This window comes from Micromonospora sp. CMU55-4, from assembly GCF_011602315.1.
In the GTDB taxonomy this organism is placed as follows: Bacteria; Actinomycetota; Actinomycetes; order Mycobacteriales; family Micromonosporaceae; genus Micromonospora; species Micromonospora chalcea.
The window spans coordinates 397107-411495 of sequence record NZ_JAAOLH010000001.1 but is presented as its reverse complement, the minus strand read 5'-3'; the positions used below and the strand labels follow the sequence as shown (position 1 = coordinate 411495).

Genomic DNA, 14389 nt, shown 5'->3' with positions numbered 1-14389 from the left:
AGCCCCGCGATCGTCCCGGAATATGGGTTTCGCCTCCCAAAAGCGGGGGCGGGGTGGCAGAGTACTGGTCGTGACCAGCTTCGTCCTGATCATTAGCAGCTAGCGCGCCGGCCTTCCCTCGCCGAGCGCGCAGACCTCCCGCATCCGCGGGGGGTCTTTTTGTTTGCGCCCCAGGACGGACACGAGAAGAGGACTCCGATGACCTTCCAGGTGTACGACACGACGCTGCGCGACGGCGCCCAGCGCGAAGGACTCACGTACTCGGTGGTCGACAAGCTGGCGGTGGCCCGCCTGCTCGACGACCTCGGGGTCGGCTTCATCGAGGGGGGCTGGCCGGGCGCGGTGCCCAAGGACACCGAGTTCTTCCGCCGGGCCCGCACCGAGCTGGAACTGCGGCACGCGATCCTGGTCGCCTTCGGCGCCACCCGCAAGGCCGGCCTCGCGGTCGAGGACGACCCGCAGGTGCGCGGGCTGCTCGACGCGCAGACCCCGGCCGTCGCCCTGGTCGCCAAGGCGGACCTGCGGCACGTGGAACGCGCGCTGCGCACCACCGCCGAGGAGAACCTCGCCATGATCCGCGACACCGTGTCGTACCTGGTGGCGCAGGGTCGGCGGGTCTTCGTCGACGGAGAGCACTGCTACGACGGGTTCCGCTTCGACCCGGGCTACACCACCGCTGTGGCGGAGACCGCGCTGGCCGCCGGCGCCGAGCGCTTCGTCCTCTGCGACACCAACGGCGGCATGCTGCCCTCCCAGGTCACCGCCGTGATCGAAGGGCTGGTGGCGCGCACCGGGATCGCGCCGGAACGGCTCGGCATGCACGCGCAGAACGACACCGCCTGCGCGGTCGCCAACACCATCGCCGCCGTCGAGGCCGGCGTCCGCCACGTGCAGGGCACCGCCAACGGGTACGGCGAGCGCCCCGGCAACGCCGACATCTTCGCGATCGTCGCCAATCTTCAGCTCAAGCTGGGCATGCCCGTCCTACCGGAGGGCTGCCTGGAACAGATGGTGCGGGTCTCGCACGCCATCGCCGAGATCGCCAACATCGCCCCCGACACCCACCAGGCCTACGTCGGGGCCGCCGCCTTCGCTCACAAGGCGGGGCTGCACGCGAGCGCGATCAAGGTCGACCCGTTGCTCTACAACCACGTGGAACCCACCGTGGTGGGCAACGACATGCGGATCCTGGTGACCGAGATGGCCGGCCGGGCCAGCATCGAGCTCAAGAGCCGTGAGCTCGGTCTGGACCTGGCCGGCCATCCGGACACCCTGTCCAAGGTCACCGGGCGGGTCAAGGAGCTGGAGGCCGACGGCTGGTCGTTCGAGGCCGCCGACGCCTCGTTCGAACTGCTGGTCCGCTCGGAACTGCCGGGCGCGGCGCCGGTCCGGCCGTTCACGCTGGAGTCGTACCGGGTGCTGGTCGAGCACCGCGAGGACGGCGCGGTGGTCTCCGAGGCCACGGTGAAGATCCGGGTACGCGGCGAGCGGGTGATCGCCACCGCCGAGGGCAACGGCCCGGTCAACGCGCTGGACGAGGCGTTGCGGGTGGCGCTGTCCCGGCACTACCCGGAGCTGCGCGAGTTCCAGCTGGCCGACTACAAGGTCCGCATCCTGGAGGGCAGCCACGGCACTGGCGCGGTGACGCGCGTACTCGTGGAGACCGCCGGGGTGGGCCGCGACTGGACCACCGTGGGCGTGCACCCGAACGTGGTCGAGGCCAGCTGGCACGCGCTCGTCGACGCGCTCACCTACGGCCTGGACCGGACCCGCGTGACGGGCGGGACCGCGGCCTGACTCACCCGGCCGGCAGGCGCAGCTCGGCCAGCAACGCGCGGTGGTCGCTGCCCGGCACCGGGAAGGTGCCGGCGGCGCGCACCGCGATGCGCCGGTCCACCAGGACGTGGTCGATGGTGACCGGCGGGATCGGGTCGCCGTCGTACGGGCCCCAGGTGCCGCCGAACCCGGCACCGGCCGCGTCCGCCGCGTCGGTGTAACCGGTGGCGATCAGCTCCCGCAGCGCCGCGTGGTCGAGCGTCGCGTTGAAGTCCCCGGCCAGCACGCTCAGCCCGCCGTCCGGGGTGGCCGGCGGCTGGGCGCGCTGGTCGGTCCACCAGTCCGGCACCACGTCCACCGCGTACGGCGCGGCCGGGTGCGCCGACTCCACCCGTAACGGCGGCGCGCCCGGCACCGTCACCGTCGCGTACGCCTGGGTGAAGAAGAACCCCTGGTTGCGGCGGTGCCCGGTGTCGCGCAGCGGGTGGCGGGCGTACACGCCGGAGCCGGTGGAGCCGACCTCGGGGCTCAGCGACCGGTAGGGCAGCAGCGTGGCCAGGCCGAGCCGGTCCAGCTCGGCCGCGAGCGCCGGGGTGAGCTCCTGCACCGTGAGCACGTCCACCCGCCGGACCCGGGCCAGGTCGACAAGTCCCGCCGGGTCGGCCGAGCCGAGGCGCAGGTTGGCGGTGAGCAGCCGCAGCGTCGGCCCGTGGGCCGGGGGACGGGCGTCGGGAACCGCCCGGGGCGCCACCACGCCGATCAACGACAGCGCGGCGAGGGCCGCGACCACCGCCGGGGCCCGGCGCCGCAGGGCGAGCGCCGACACCGCCACGACCGGGGCCAGCGCGGCGACGTACGGCGTGAAGGCGATCGCCAGCACCAGCGGACCGCGTTCCAGCCCGGCCAGGCGTACCAGCGCCCAGGCGGCGACCGGCGCCGCTGCCAGCCAGCACGCGGCGGTGGCCCAGCGGCCGCCCCGGGTGCCGCCCCGGGACAGGTCCGGCGCTGTGATCATGGCCGTCAGGCTACCCGGGTCCGCGCTGCCGCGATGCCCGGCGAAACAATTTCGTGAATGCTCGACCGCAATTTCTGAGCACTTTTTCGATCGGTCGGACACGCAATATGAGCTATTGACCGCCCGCGTTTTCCGGTGCTACGTTCCCCCTGGTTGAGACGTCGCGACTCTCTGTAGTAAGGCCAGCTCACGAGCGGTGCGCTCCCCGGGCGGATTCCCGATGATCCGCAATTTGACGCGCGCAGTCGCCGTATCACCACGGTTTAACCAAGGGAGAAATCATGGCCACATTCTTCAAGCGAAAGGCGACGGTGGTGGCGCTTGCCGCGCTGTCCCTCACCCTGGCCGGTGGAGGGATCGCCGCGGCCGCCCAGGCGGAGGCGCGACCCCAGCCCGGCGCCCGGCACAGCACCGCACAGCCGCCGGTGACCGCCGCCGAGCGGCAGGCCGCCCGCGCCGCCATGCGGGCCACGCTGGCCCCGCCGGCCCCCGGTCAGGTCGCCTGGGCGGTCGTGTCGGCGAACGGGACGCTGCTGCAGCACTCCGGCAACGTGGTGTCCTCGCTCCGGTTCGTACCCGGCCCGGGCGTGTCCGCCGGGCAGTACCAGGTGCTGTTCGACTACGACGTGAGTCAGAAGTCGTACCACGTCTCGATCGGCACGAACGACTCGGCGAACGTGCCGCCGGGCGGCGAGATCTCGGCCGCGCCGCGCACGCTGACCCCCAACGCGGTCTTCGTGCAGACCCGCAACTCCACCGGCGGCTTCGCCGACCGGCCGTTCCACATCCTGGTCGCCAACTGACCCGTCCGGCCGCGCACCGGCCTCCGCTGCGGCGGGGGCCGGTGTCGTGTTCCGTCCCGGTCCCGCCCGGACCGATGGGGTTCGCGCCGTTGCCGCCCGATCGGGGAGATGCTGCCCGTCCGGTTCGGCCACTGCCGGTCCGGGTCCGATAATCCGACGTTTGTCGCCGGTCCGGCCCGGGAAGCAAGCACCGTGACGGACATCTCGGACACCCTGGCCAGCGTGCCCAGCCCGGTCGATGCCGACGCGAGCGGCGTCGAGCTGGAACAGACCCTCGCCGAGGTCAAACGCGTGATCGTCGGGCAGGATCGGCTCGTCGAACGCCTGCTCACCGCCCTCATCGCCGACGGTCACTGCCTGCTGGAGGGCGTACCGGGGGTGGCCAAGACGCTCGCGGCGCAGACCCTCGCCACAGTGGTCGGCGGCACCTTCTCCCGGATCCAGTTCACGCCCGACCTGGTGCCCTCCGACATCGTCGGCACCCGCATCTACCGCGCCTCGACCGAGCAGTTCGACGTGGAGCTGGGACCGATCATGGCGAACCTCGTGCTCGCCGACGAGATCAACCGGGCCCCGGCCAAGGTGCAGTCGGCCCTGCTGGAGGCGATGGCCGAGCGGCAGGTCTCGATCGGCGGGCGGAGCTGGCCGGTGCCGGAGCCGTTCCTGGTCCTGGCCACCCAGAACCCGATCGAGTCCGAGGGCGTCTACCAGCTCCCCGAGGCGCAACGCGACCGCTTCCTCATGAAGGTCGTGGTCGACTACCCGAGCGACGCCGACGAGCTGGCCATCCTCTACCGGATGAGCACCGAGCGCCCCACCGCGAGCACCGTGCTCGACCCGATCCGGCTGCGGGAACTCCAGCGCCGCGCCACCGACGTCTTCGTCCACCACGCGCTCGCCGAGTACGTGGTCCGCCTCATCCTCGCCACCCGCGACCCGCAACGCTTCGGCCTGCCCGACATCGCGCCGCTGCTGGCGTACGGGGCCAGCCCCCGGGCCACGCTCGGCCTGGTGGCCGCCGCCCGCGCGCAGGCACTCATCCACGGCCGCGACTACGTCCTCCCCGAGGACATCCGGGACCTGGCGGTGGACGTGCTGGCGCACCGGCTCGTGCTCACCTTCGACGCGGTCGCCGACGGGATCTCCGGCGAGGACGTGGTGCGCCGGGTGATCGAGGCGGTGCCACCACCCCGGCTGGTGAACGGGCCCACCGAGGCGGCGCCGGACCTGGCGGCGGCATGACCGGCGCGGCCGAGCCCGGGCTGACCGACCTCGCGCCCGACCAGCGGCTGCGCCGGCTGGAGCTGACGGTGACCCGGCGGCTCGACGGCCTGCTGCACGGCCGGTACCGGGGCCTGCTGCCCGGGCCGGGCAGCGAGGCCGCCGGCAGCCGGGAGTACCGCCCCGGCGAGGACGAGGTACGCCGGATGGACTGGGCGGTCACCGCCCGGACCACGGTGCCGCACGTCCGCCAGGTCGACGCGGACCGGGAACTGACCACCTGGCTGCTCGTCGACGCCAGCCCCAGCATGGAGTACGGCACCTCCACGCTGGACAAACGGGAGCTGGCGGTGGCCGCTGTCGCAGCGATCGGCTTCCTCACCGCCGGAGTCGGCAACCGGCTCGGCGCGCAGGTGCTCACGCCCGACGGGCTGCGCCGATTCCCGGCCCGCAGCGGGCGTACCCATCTGCTCGGGCTGCTCCGCGCGCTGCTCGGCGCCCCGCGTACCGACGACCGGCGGGACCCGGACGGCGCGGGCGCGGCCGGCGCACGCCCGCCCGCCGCGGGGCCGGGCCTGGCCGACGGCCTGGACGGCCTGCAGCGTGTCGCCACCCGGCGCGGGCTCGTGGTGATCGTCTCCGACTTCCTCGACGAACTGCCCGACGACCCGGACGCCGCGCCCCCGCCGTGGGCCGCGGCGCTGCGCCGCCTCGCGGTCCGTCATCAGGTGCTCGCGGTCGAGGTGACCGACCCGCGCGAGCTGGAACTGCCCGACGTCGGGCTGATCACGCTCGTCGACCCGGAGAGCGGCCGGCACCGCGAGGTGTGGACCGGCGACCCGGACCTGCGCGAGCGGTACGCGCGCGCCGCCGCCGAGCAGCGCGAGCAGGTACGCCACACGCTGCGCCGGGCCGGCGCCACCCACATGGCACTGCGCACCGACCGGGACTGGTGCGCGGACGTGGTGCGGCACGTGCACGAGCAGCGCCGGCTGGCCACCGTGCCGGCCGCCGCCCGCGGAGGTGTCGCATGACCTGGCAGTCACCAGCCCGCCTCTGGCTGCTGCTCGCCGTCCTCGCGCTGGTCGCCGGCTACCTGGTGCTGCAACGGCGGCAGAGCCGGTACGCGGTGCGTTTCACCAACCTGCGCCTGCTGGACCGGGTCGCCCCGCGCCGCCCGGCCTGGCGCCGGCACGTGCCGGCGGGCCTGTTCCTGGCCATGCTGGCGCTGCTCGTGGTCGGGTTCGCCCGCCCCGAGGCGGAGGTGCGGGTCCCCCGGGAACGGGCCACCGTGATGGTGGCTGTCGACGTCTCCACCTCGATGCTCGCCGGTGACGTGGACCCGGACCGGTTGACAGCGGCCAAGGACGCCGGCCGGCGGTTCGTCGACGGGCTGCCCGACGAGTTCAACGTCGGCCTCGTCGCGTTCGCCGGCAGCGCCGCGGTGCTGGTGCCGCCGAGCACCGACCGGGAGGCGCTGCACGACGGCATCGGGCGGCTGGCCGAGGGCATCACCGGCGTGCAGGGCACCGCGATCGGCGAGGCGATCAGCACCTCGCTCGGCGCGGTAAAGAGCCTTGACGCGACTGCCGCGAAGGACCCGCCGCCGGCCCGGATCATCATCCTCTCCGACGGCGCGAACACCTCCGGGATGGACCCGATCGAGGCGGCCGACCAGGCCGTCGCCGCCAAGGTCCCGGTGCACACGATCTCCTTCGGCACGCCCGGGGGATCGGTCGACCGGGGCGGCCGGGCGATCCAGGTGCCGGTGGACGGGCAGACGCTGCGGGCGGTCGCCGAGCAGACCGGTGGCGGATTCCACGAGGCGTCCACCACCGCCGAGCTGAAGGACGTCTACGAGGACATCGGCACCTCCGTCGGCTACCGCACCGAACGGCAGGACATCTCGGCCCGCTTCATCGGCCTCGGGCTGGTCCTGGCGATGGGCGCCGCCGCCGGCTCGCTGCGGTGGTTCTCCCGGCTGCCCTGACCCGCACACCACTACCGCACGACATGTGAGGAGCCAGGCATGGCAGTGCAGACCGGACTCGGCGAGCCACGCGGACCGTGGTTCGTCTCGCCGGAGCTGGACCCGGACGGGCGCGGCCACCGGGACGTACCCGGGGGCGGGCCGGAGGCCGGACGGCGCAGCCTGCGGCACCGGCTGCTGAGCGTGGCGGCGGTGGTGGCGCTCTCCACCGTCTCCGGCGCGGTGGCCGGCACCTGGGCGGCCGACCAGGGCTCGCCGGGACCGAGCGCGGCATCCGCCGCGCCGGTGCCCGCGGAACTGGTCACCGCCGCCGGCAAGACGGTGCCCGGCGTGGTCTCGGTGATGGTCGGGGGTCGATCCGGCGCGTCCGCGTCCGGCTCCGGATTCGCCATCGACAACGAGCAGCACATCGTCACAAACGACCACATCCTGGCCCGCGGCGGCTCGGGCGCGGTGACTGTGGAGACCTCGGACGGGCGTCGCTTCCCGGCCGAGGTGGTGGGCCGGGAACCCGCCAGCGACCTGGCCGTGCTCAAGGTGCCCGCGTCCGCCGGGCTGCCGCCGCTGCCGCTGGCCAAGGCGAACTCGACCCGGGTGGGGGAGCCGGTGCTCGCGGTCGGGTCGCCGCTCGGGCTCGCCGGGACCGTCACCGCCGGTATCGTCAGCGCGCTCAACCGGCAGGTGCGGATCGGCAACGGCCGGCACACGGCGGTGCAGACCGACGCCTCCATCAATCCGGGCAACTCGGGCGGGCCGCTGGTGAACGCGCGCGGTGAGGTGGTCGGCGTGAACACCGCCATCGCCACCATCGACGGCAACGGGTCGATCGGCATCGGCTTCGCCATCCCGATCGACCAGGTCCAGCAGACCGCCGACACCATCATCGGCCGGGGCGGCTGAGTCACCGGGCGCGGTCTCCCGCGCGGGTCGCCTCGGCGCTTCGCGCGGCGCTGACCTGCACAAGCACTGCAAGATCGGTGCGAACTGTCGGATATCCGGCGTGGGATCATTGGGGCATAGAAATATTACGCTGAGTATGGATACTGGCGGAGGTGGAGCAAGCTGTCATTGCGGCCCTCCTCGTGATGGGCCTGATCATCGGCGCCGGTGTCGGCGCGTCCTACGCGCGTGCGAAACGCGGCTGGACCGACTACCAGACGATCCGGACCAGCGTGCCGGGCGCCCGCCGCAACGCCTGGCTCGCGATTCGCGGCGTGGTCGTCAAGCTCGCGGTGATCGCCCTGCTGCTGGTCGGCGCGGCCGCGTACGCGGCCTCCGGCGGCGGCGAGGAACGGGCCGGTCCCACCCCGAGCGCCACCCCCACCCCGAGTCACCGCGCCGGGCGCTAGCCTCGGGGAGTGGACGACGGACTGCGGGTGACCGACCGGCTCGTGGTGCCCGCAGTCGAGCTGCGGGAACGGTTCTCCCGGTCGTCCGGGCCCGGCGGCCAGGGGGTGAACACCACCGACTCGCGGGTGGAACTGAGCTTCGACCTGGGCCGCTCGCCGAGCGTGCCGGAGACGCTGCGGGAACGGGCGCTGACCCGGCTCGCCGGACGCCTGGTCGACGGCGTGCTGACCGTGACCGCCAGTGAGCACCGCGCGCAACTGGCCAACCGGGAAGCGGCCCGGGAACGGATGGCCGCGCTGCTGCGCGAGGCCGTCGCCCCGCCGCCGAAGGCGCGCCGCCCGACCCGCCCCTCCCGTGGCGCCAAGGAGCGCCGGCTGGCCGAGAAGAAGCGCCAGTCCCAGCGCAAACGCGACCGCCGAGTGGACGGCGACTGACCGAAAAACGGTTGAACCGCCCGGCGCGCCGACCGGAGAATTCCGCCCCGTGATCGACTTCTCCGTCAAGCCCACGCTCACCGGCGAGCGTGTGGCGCTGCGCCCGTTCCACGACGACGACCTGCCGGCGCTCGCGGAGATCCTGGCCGACCCGGAGGTGGTCCGGCTGACCGGCAGCCCGGCCGGCGAGACGTTCGAACCGGCCCGGTTGCGCGCCTGGTACGGCACCCGCAACAGCCAGGACGACCGGCTCGACCTCGCGGTGGTGGACCGGGCCGGCGGCGCCTGCGTCGGCGAGGTGGTCCTCAACGAGTGGGACCGGGCCAACGCGAGCTGCAACTTCCGCACGCTGATCGGCCCCGGCGGCCGCGACCGCGGCCTCGGCACCGAGGCGGTGCGGCTGATCGTCGGGTACGGCTTCGAGCAGCTCGGCCTGCACCGCATCGGCCTGGAGGTGTTCGCGTTCAACCCGCGTGCCCGGCGCGCCTACGAGAAGGTGGGCTTCGTCGTCGAGGGGACACTGCGGCAGGTGCTGCGCGACGGCGACGGCTGGGTGGACGCCACTGTCATGTCGATCCTCGCTCCGGAGTGGAACCGGCACCGGGGGCACCCGGAGGGTTGAGCCGGAGGCGTCGAAGCGCTTCAATGCGTACGGGAGCTTCAGGGCCGTCACCGACCACCACGTCACAGTGACAGGAGTCCCTTCCGCATGTCCCGAAACCCCGTACGCGCCGCGCTGACCGTGCTCGCCGCGCTGCTACCGGTCCTCGCCCTCGGCCTCGCCCTCACCGCCACCACACCCCCGGCCGCCGCGGCGGCCACGCCGGTCCGCGTCATGCCACTGGGCGACTCCATCACCGGGTCGCCCGGCTGCTGGCGCGCCCTGCTCTGGAACCGCCTCCAGTCCACCGGCCACACCGACGTCGACTTCGTCGGCACGCTCGGGCCGCAGGGCTGCGGCGTGCCCTACGACGGCGACAACGAGGGCCACGGCGGCTACCTCGCGACGAACGTGGCCAACCAGAACCTGCTGCCCGGCTGGCTCGCCGCCACCCGCCCGGACGTCGTGCTCATGCACTTCGGCACCAACGACGTGTGGAGCAACATCGCGCCCGCCACGATCCTCGCCGCGTACTCGAAGCTGGTGGACCAGATGCGGGCCGCCAACCCGGCCACGACCGTGCTGGTCGCGAAGATCATCCCGATGAACCCGGCGAGCTGCCCGGAGTGCGGCCAGCGGACCGTGGCGCTCAACTCGCTCATCGACGGCTGGGCGGCCGGGAAGACCACGGCCGCCTCCCCGATCGTGGTGGTCGACCAGTGGACCGGGTTCAGCACCGCCACCGACACCTACGACGGGGTGCACCCGAACGCGGCCGGGGACCAGAAGATGTCCGACAGGTGGTACCCGGCGCTGGTCGCCGCGCTCGGCCGCGCCACGCCCGGCCCGACCACGTCCCCGACCGTCAGCCCCACGCCGTCGCCCACGGCCAGCCCGTCACCGACGACCAGCCCGTCGCCCACCGCGAGCCCGACGTCGGCGCCCGGCGGCTGCACCGCCACCTGGCGCCTCGCCGGTCAGTGGCCGGGCGGCTTCCAGGGGGAGGTGACAGTGCGCAACGACGGCGTCGCGCCGATCGCCGGCTGGACCGTGCGCTTCCCGCTCGCCGGCGGACAGCGGGTCAGCCAGGCGTGGAGCGCCGACGTGACGCAGAGCGGAACCACTGTGACCGCCCGGAACGCGAGCTGGAACGGCGCGCTGGCCCCGGCCGCCCAGACCACGTTCGGGTTCCTGGCCGAGGGAACCGCGCCGAGCCCGGCGCTGACCTGCGCGCCGAGCTGACCGTCGCGTGCCGGCCGGCCCCGCTCAGCGGTGGTCGGCCGGCACCGCCCGGTCCAGCGCGGCCAGCAGCCGGGCGCGCAACCCGGCGGCACGCTCGGCGAACCCGCGCTGCGCGGCGGCGTACTCGGCCCGGCCCTCCGGCGTCTCCACCGGCACCGGCGGGTAGCCCAGGGCGGCCAGGTCGTACGGGCTGGCGCGCATGTCCAGCGTCCGGATCTCCCGGGCCAGCTCGAAGCAGTCCGCCACGAGTTCCGAGCAGACCAGCGGCGACAGCTTGTACGCCCACTTGTAGAGATCCATGTTGGCGTGCAGGCAACCCGGCTGCTCCAGCGCGTGCTGGCTGTCCCGGGTCGGCTGGAGCACGTTCAGCGGGCGGGCCGGCGCGGTGAAGAACCGGAACGCGTCGAAGTGGCTGCACCGCACGCCGCGCTCCTCGACCACCGCCGCCGTCGCCGCCGGGCTCAGCCGCAGCGGCCAGGAGTTGTGCCGTACCTGCTCCTGGGTCTGCCGGTAGACCATCGCCCACTCGTGCATGCCGAAGCAGCCGAACTGCGCCGGGCGTCCGGCGGTCGCCGCCAGCAGCGTACGGATCCAGGCGATCGACTCGGCGCGCCGCGCGCGTACCCGATCGGTGTCGAGGGTGAGCCCGGCGGCGCAGGCGGTGTAGTCCGGGCCGAAACCGGCCGGGTCGGCGTCGCGCAGCGTTACGCCCGCGCCCGGGTGCCAGCGGCGCAGCTGGGCCGGCCGGTGCGAGTAGTAGGTGAAGAGGAAGTCCTCCACCGGATGCTTCACGCCCGCCCGGCGGCGGCCGAGATGCGGCGTCAGCCAGGCGTCCACCCGCTGCTCGTGGGCGGCCCGGCGCGCCTGCCAGTCGGCGACGTCGAGCGCGGGGGCGAGGGCGGCGGTCACGCACCCCAGGGTACGACCGCCGCCCGTCGCCAGGTCACGGCACGTCCACCCGCACGCCCGCGGAGAAGACGCCGCTGCGCAGCTCCAGCCGCTTCGGCGGCTCGTCGCCGCGCATGGTGAACACCAGTGGCAGCAGCACCCGCCGCCCGGCGGCCACCGGCTGGGAGAACACGTCCCGGCCCAGGTTCGCCACCCGGGTCGCGTCCTCGTCGGCGGCCACCCAGTTCCCGCTCGGCAGGTACGCGCGCTGCAACTGCCCGTGCCAGGTCTGGTCCTCGTTCGTGACGTTGCGCACCCCGACCGTGGCCAGACAGGGGCGTCCGCCGCCGGGCGCCGCCGGCAGGACGTCCGCGCCGCAGCTCACCCGGTAGACGGTGAACTCGAACGCGGTCTCCCGCAGCGGCTGGCCCAACGCGCCGGTGACGCTGCTGCCCACCCACGCGCCGCTCGTCGGCTGCTTGGTGGTGTCCATCGCCGCCACCCGCTGCGTGGCCGACCAGGCCGCCGCGCCGACCACCCCGGCCAGCACCGCCGCCGCCACGCCCACCACCAGCCAGACCGGCGGCCGGCGCCGGCGGCTCGCGGGCGCCGGCACCGCAGTACGCGGATAGACCGTGCCCCGTTCGGCCGGGCTGCCCTGCCCCGGGACGCCGCTTCCCGGCGCGCCGGGACCGGCGGACATCGCCCCGCCTCCGGACAGGCCGGTGCCCGCCGTCGCGGCCGTGCGCCGGCGGCGGCGCCACAGGGCCCACCTCAGCACGCCCGCGGTCACCACCAGCAACGCGGTGAACGCGGCAAGCAGCACCGGTGGCCGCCGCCAGGCCGGGGCGGCCGTCACCTGCGCCGCCGGGGCCGTCGCGGCGCCCACCCAGGTCGCCGTGGCGCAGTCGTACGGGCGCGTGCCGTCGGTGCCGTAGACGCAGGTGGGGGCGGTCACCGACCGGCCCGGGCCGGGAACCGACAGCGCGGTGTGCAACGTGGTGGTGCTCTTCGCCGGCAGGCGCAGCCGCCACGTCACCTCCCCGGCGCTGGACCCGGCGGGCCGGGTGGTCCGCCCGCCGCCGGTCACCGTGGTCGCCCGCGACCCGCTCGGCAGCTCCTGCCGCACCATCGTGTCGACCGGCGCCGTGCCGGCGTTGCGGACCTCGATCCGGTAACCCGGCGCCGGAGTGCCCGCCGCGCCGACCGCCACGCTCACCGGCGGCATCGACGGGCGGACCGGCGCCGGGCCGGTGGTCGGCACCGCCGGCGGGACCGCCGGCACGCCGGTCGGGATCGGGGTCGCCCCCGCGCCGGGCAGGGCGACCGGGACGGCGGCCGGCGGTGGAGCCGGTCGGGCGGGGGTTTCGGCCGCGCGGGGCGTCGCCGGGGACAGCGCCGGTACGGCGGCGATGACGCCGAGGCAGTTCACGAACACTGCCAGGGCCCTGTGGTGTCGTCTCGATGCAGGCATACCAACGAACCTCCGGAACCGAAGCTATGGGCCGGGCCCCGCCGGGCGGGTACGAAGCCGCCATTCCCGCCCCGTCCGGCGCGATCCGGCGTACCCTGTCGCTCTCTCGCCGGTCCCGGCGCCGGCGGGCGGCGAGGGGTGCGGCGCGGGCCGCCGGGCGCGCTGCCTGCCGGTGTCCGACGGGCGCCGCGCGGGCGGGGATAGATTGGCCGGGTGCGTATCGCTCGTTTCGCTCATGCCAAGGGAATGTCGTTCGGGGTCGTCGAGGGCGAGCCGGAGGCCGGGCCGCAGGGCCTGACCATCGCCGAGATCGAGGGCCACCCGTTCGGGCAGATCCAGTTCTCCGGCGCCCGCTGGGCGCTCTCCGACGTCCGGCTGCTGTCGCCGATCCTGCCCAGCAAGGTGGTCTGCGTCGGCCGCAACTACGCCGAGCACGCCGCCGAACACGGCAGCGAGGTGCCGAAGGAGCCGCTGCTCTTCCTCAAGCCGTCCACGTCGGTCATCGGTCCGCGCGACGCGATCCGGCTGCCGATCTTCTCCAAGCAGGTCGAGCACGAGGCGGAACTCGCCGTGGTGATCGGCGCTCCGGGCGCCCGCCGGGCCGACCGGGCCGCCGCCGAGCGGGCCATCTTCGGCTACACCTGCGCCAACGACGTCACCGCGCGGGACCTCCAGCGCTCCGACGGCCAGTGGACCCGCGCCAAGGGCTTCGACTCGTTCTGCCCGATCGGGCCGTGGATCACCACCGGGCTCGACGTGAGCGACCTGGAGATCCGGTGTGAGGTGGGCCGCAACCCGGAGGAGATGGAGGTACGCCAGCTCGGCCGGACCAAGGACATGGTGTTCGACGTACCGGGCCTGGTGTCGTACATCTCGCACGTGATGACGCTGCTGCCCGGCGACGTGGTCCTGACCGGCACGCCGGCGGGGGTTAGTCCGCTCACCGAGGGGGATACGGTCACCGTGCGGATCCAGGGGATCGGGGAGCTCAGCAACCCGGTGGTCCCTGTCGCCTGATTCGCTCCGATGACTCGTTTCCGCTGGTCAGGTGGGTTTCGAGGGGTTGGATTTGGCCTGTCGGCACCGGGAGGGTAAAGTTCATTCCCGGCGCCGCAAGGGGCCAATGGGGTATGGGGTAATTGGCAGCCCGACTGATTCTGGTTCAGTTAGTCTAGGTTCGAGTCCTGGTACCCCAGCGCAGCCGCGGGTTCGCAAGAGCTCGCGGACGCTGGATTCCGGCAGCTCACGCTGGCGGAGTGCAATGAAGGTTCTGGCCCCGTCGTCTAGCGGCCCAGGACGCCGCCCTCTCAAGGCGGTAGCGCCGGTTCGAATCCGGTCGGGGCTACAGCACCGACAGCCCGTCCCGTTTCCCCGGGGCGGGCTTTCTGCTGTCCGGGCAACGTTTTCCGCGTGCGGTGGGGTGACCCCCGCGGCGCGGTGCCGGACGCGATGCCGCTAGACTACTGCCACGCCACCCGGCAGGGCGGCGAAGCAGGAAAAGTGCCTGGCCCCGTCGTCTAGCGGCCCAGGACGCCGCCCTCTCAAGGCGGTAGCGCCGGTTCGAATCCGGTCGGGGCTACGTCACCGAACGGCCC

At 73.8% G+C, this 14389-nt stretch carries 14 protein-coding genes and 3 tRNA genes; 14 read left to right on the top strand and 3 right to left on the bottom strand.

Annotation, left to right across the window (positions count from 1 at the left end; all coding sequences use genetic code 11):
- The first annotated feature begins 198 nt into the window (after nt 1-198).
- Complete coding sequence (cimA, locus tag HA073_RS01890; RefSeq protein ID WP_064447002.1) at nt 199-1797, top strand: citramalate synthase; 1599 nt, start codon at nt 199-201, stop codon at nt 1795-1797.
- Nucleotide 1798: 1 nt separating this feature from the next.
- On the opposite strand, the gene HA073_RS01885 is transcribed toward cimA, so the two are convergent.
- A complete protein-coding gene (locus tag HA073_RS01885) occupies nt 1799-2791 on the bottom strand; it encodes an endonuclease/exonuclease/phosphatase family protein (protein WP_166455558.1) in 993 nt (330 codons plus the stop codon).
- A 281-nt stretch (nt 2792-3072) separates the two neighbouring features.
- Between HA073_RS01885 and HA073_RS01880 the strand changes: the two genes are divergently transcribed.
- The 9 genes from HA073_RS01880 (at nt 3073) to HA073_RS01840 (ending at nt 10432) form a co-directional block, all read left to right on the top strand.
- Entirely contained in the window at nt 3073-3594 is a 522-nt protein-coding gene (locus HA073_RS01880) for a hypothetical protein (protein WP_166455557.1), read from the top strand.
- A gap of 192 nt (nt 3595-3786) precedes the next feature.
- Entirely contained in the window at nt 3787-4836 is a 1050-nt protein-coding gene (locus HA073_RS01875) for a MoxR family ATPase (protein ID WP_043325980.1), read from the top strand.
- Nucleotides 4833-5849: a DUF58 domain-containing protein gene (locus HA073_RS01870; RefSeq protein ID WP_064447005.1), complete on the top strand. Its 1017-nt coding sequence runs from the start codon at nt 4833-4835 to the stop codon at nt 5847-5849. Before HA073_RS01875 ends, HA073_RS01870 begins: the two co-directional genes overlap by 4 nt.
- A complete protein-coding gene (locus HA073_RS01865) occupies nt 5846-6805 on the top strand; it encodes a VWA domain-containing protein (protein ID WP_064447006.1) in 960 nt (319 codons plus the stop codon). The genes HA073_RS01870 and HA073_RS01865 overlap by 4 nt, the downstream gene beginning before the upstream one ends.
- Nucleotides 6806-6844: 39 nt before the next feature.
- The gene (locus HA073_RS01860) at nt 6845-7705 is read left to right on the top strand and encodes a S1C family serine protease (protein ID WP_064447007.1); all 861 of its coding nucleotides are present in this window, start codon (nt 6845-6847) and stop codon (nt 7703-7705) included.
- A 152-nt stretch (nt 7706-7857) separates the two neighbouring features.
- Nucleotides 7858-8154, top strand: a complete 297-nt coding sequence (locus HA073_RS01855) for a hypothetical protein (protein ID WP_043325976.1) — start codon at nt 7858-7860, stop codon at nt 8152-8154.
- Nucleotides 8155-8163: 9 nt separating this feature from the next.
- Nucleotides 8164-8589, top strand: a complete 426-nt coding sequence (gene arfB / locus HA073_RS01850) for an alternative ribosome rescue aminoacyl-tRNA hydrolase ArfB (RefSeq protein ID WP_043325975.1) — start codon at nt 8164-8166, stop codon at nt 8587-8589.
- A gap of 49 nt (nt 8590-8638) precedes the next feature.
- Entirely contained in the window at nt 8639-9211 is a 573-nt protein-coding gene (locus HA073_RS01845; RefSeq protein WP_166455556.1) for a GNAT family N-acetyltransferase, read from the top strand.
- 87 nt (nt 9212-9298) lie between these two features.
- Complete coding sequence (locus tag HA073_RS01840; RefSeq protein ID WP_166455555.1) at nt 9299-10432, top strand: cellulose binding domain-containing protein; 1134 nt, start codon at nt 9299-9301, stop codon at nt 10430-10432.
- Nucleotides 10433-10456: 24 nt separating this feature from the next.
- Here HA073_RS01840 and HA073_RS01835 read toward each other — a convergent pair whose 3' ends face one another.
- The gene (locus HA073_RS01835; RefSeq protein ID WP_043325971.1) at nt 10457-11341 is read right to left on the bottom strand and encodes a hypothetical protein; all 885 of its coding nucleotides are present in this window, start codon (nt 11339-11341) and stop codon (nt 10457-10459) included.
- A gap of 34 nt (nt 11342-11375) precedes the next feature.
- Nucleotides 11376-12794 carry a hypothetical protein gene (locus HA073_RS01830; protein WP_166455554.1) on the bottom strand — a complete coding sequence of 473 codons (1419 nt, stop codon included), beginning with the start codon at nt 12792-12794 and terminating at the stop codon, nt 11376-11378.
- A gap of 213 nt (nt 12795-13007) precedes the next feature.
- On the opposite strand from HA073_RS01830, the gene HA073_RS01825 reads away from it, so the two are divergent.
- From HA073_RS01825 to HA073_RS01810, 4 genes are all read left to right on the top strand, one after another.
- A complete protein-coding gene (locus HA073_RS01825; RefSeq protein ID WP_013284528.1) occupies nt 13008-13811 on the top strand; it encodes a fumarylacetoacetate hydrolase family protein in 804 nt (267 codons plus the stop codon).
- Between the two features lie 107 nt (nt 13812-13918).
- Nucleotides 13919-13990, top strand: a tRNA-Gln gene (locus HA073_RS01820).
- Between the two features lie 76 nt (nt 13991-14066).
- Nucleotides 14067-14139: transfer RNA gene (locus HA073_RS01815), tRNA-Glu, on the top strand.
- A 161-nt stretch (nt 14140-14300) separates the two neighbouring features.
- A tRNA-Glu gene (locus tag HA073_RS01810) sits at nt 14301-14373 on the top strand.
- Nucleotides 14374-14389 lie beyond the last annotated feature (16 nt).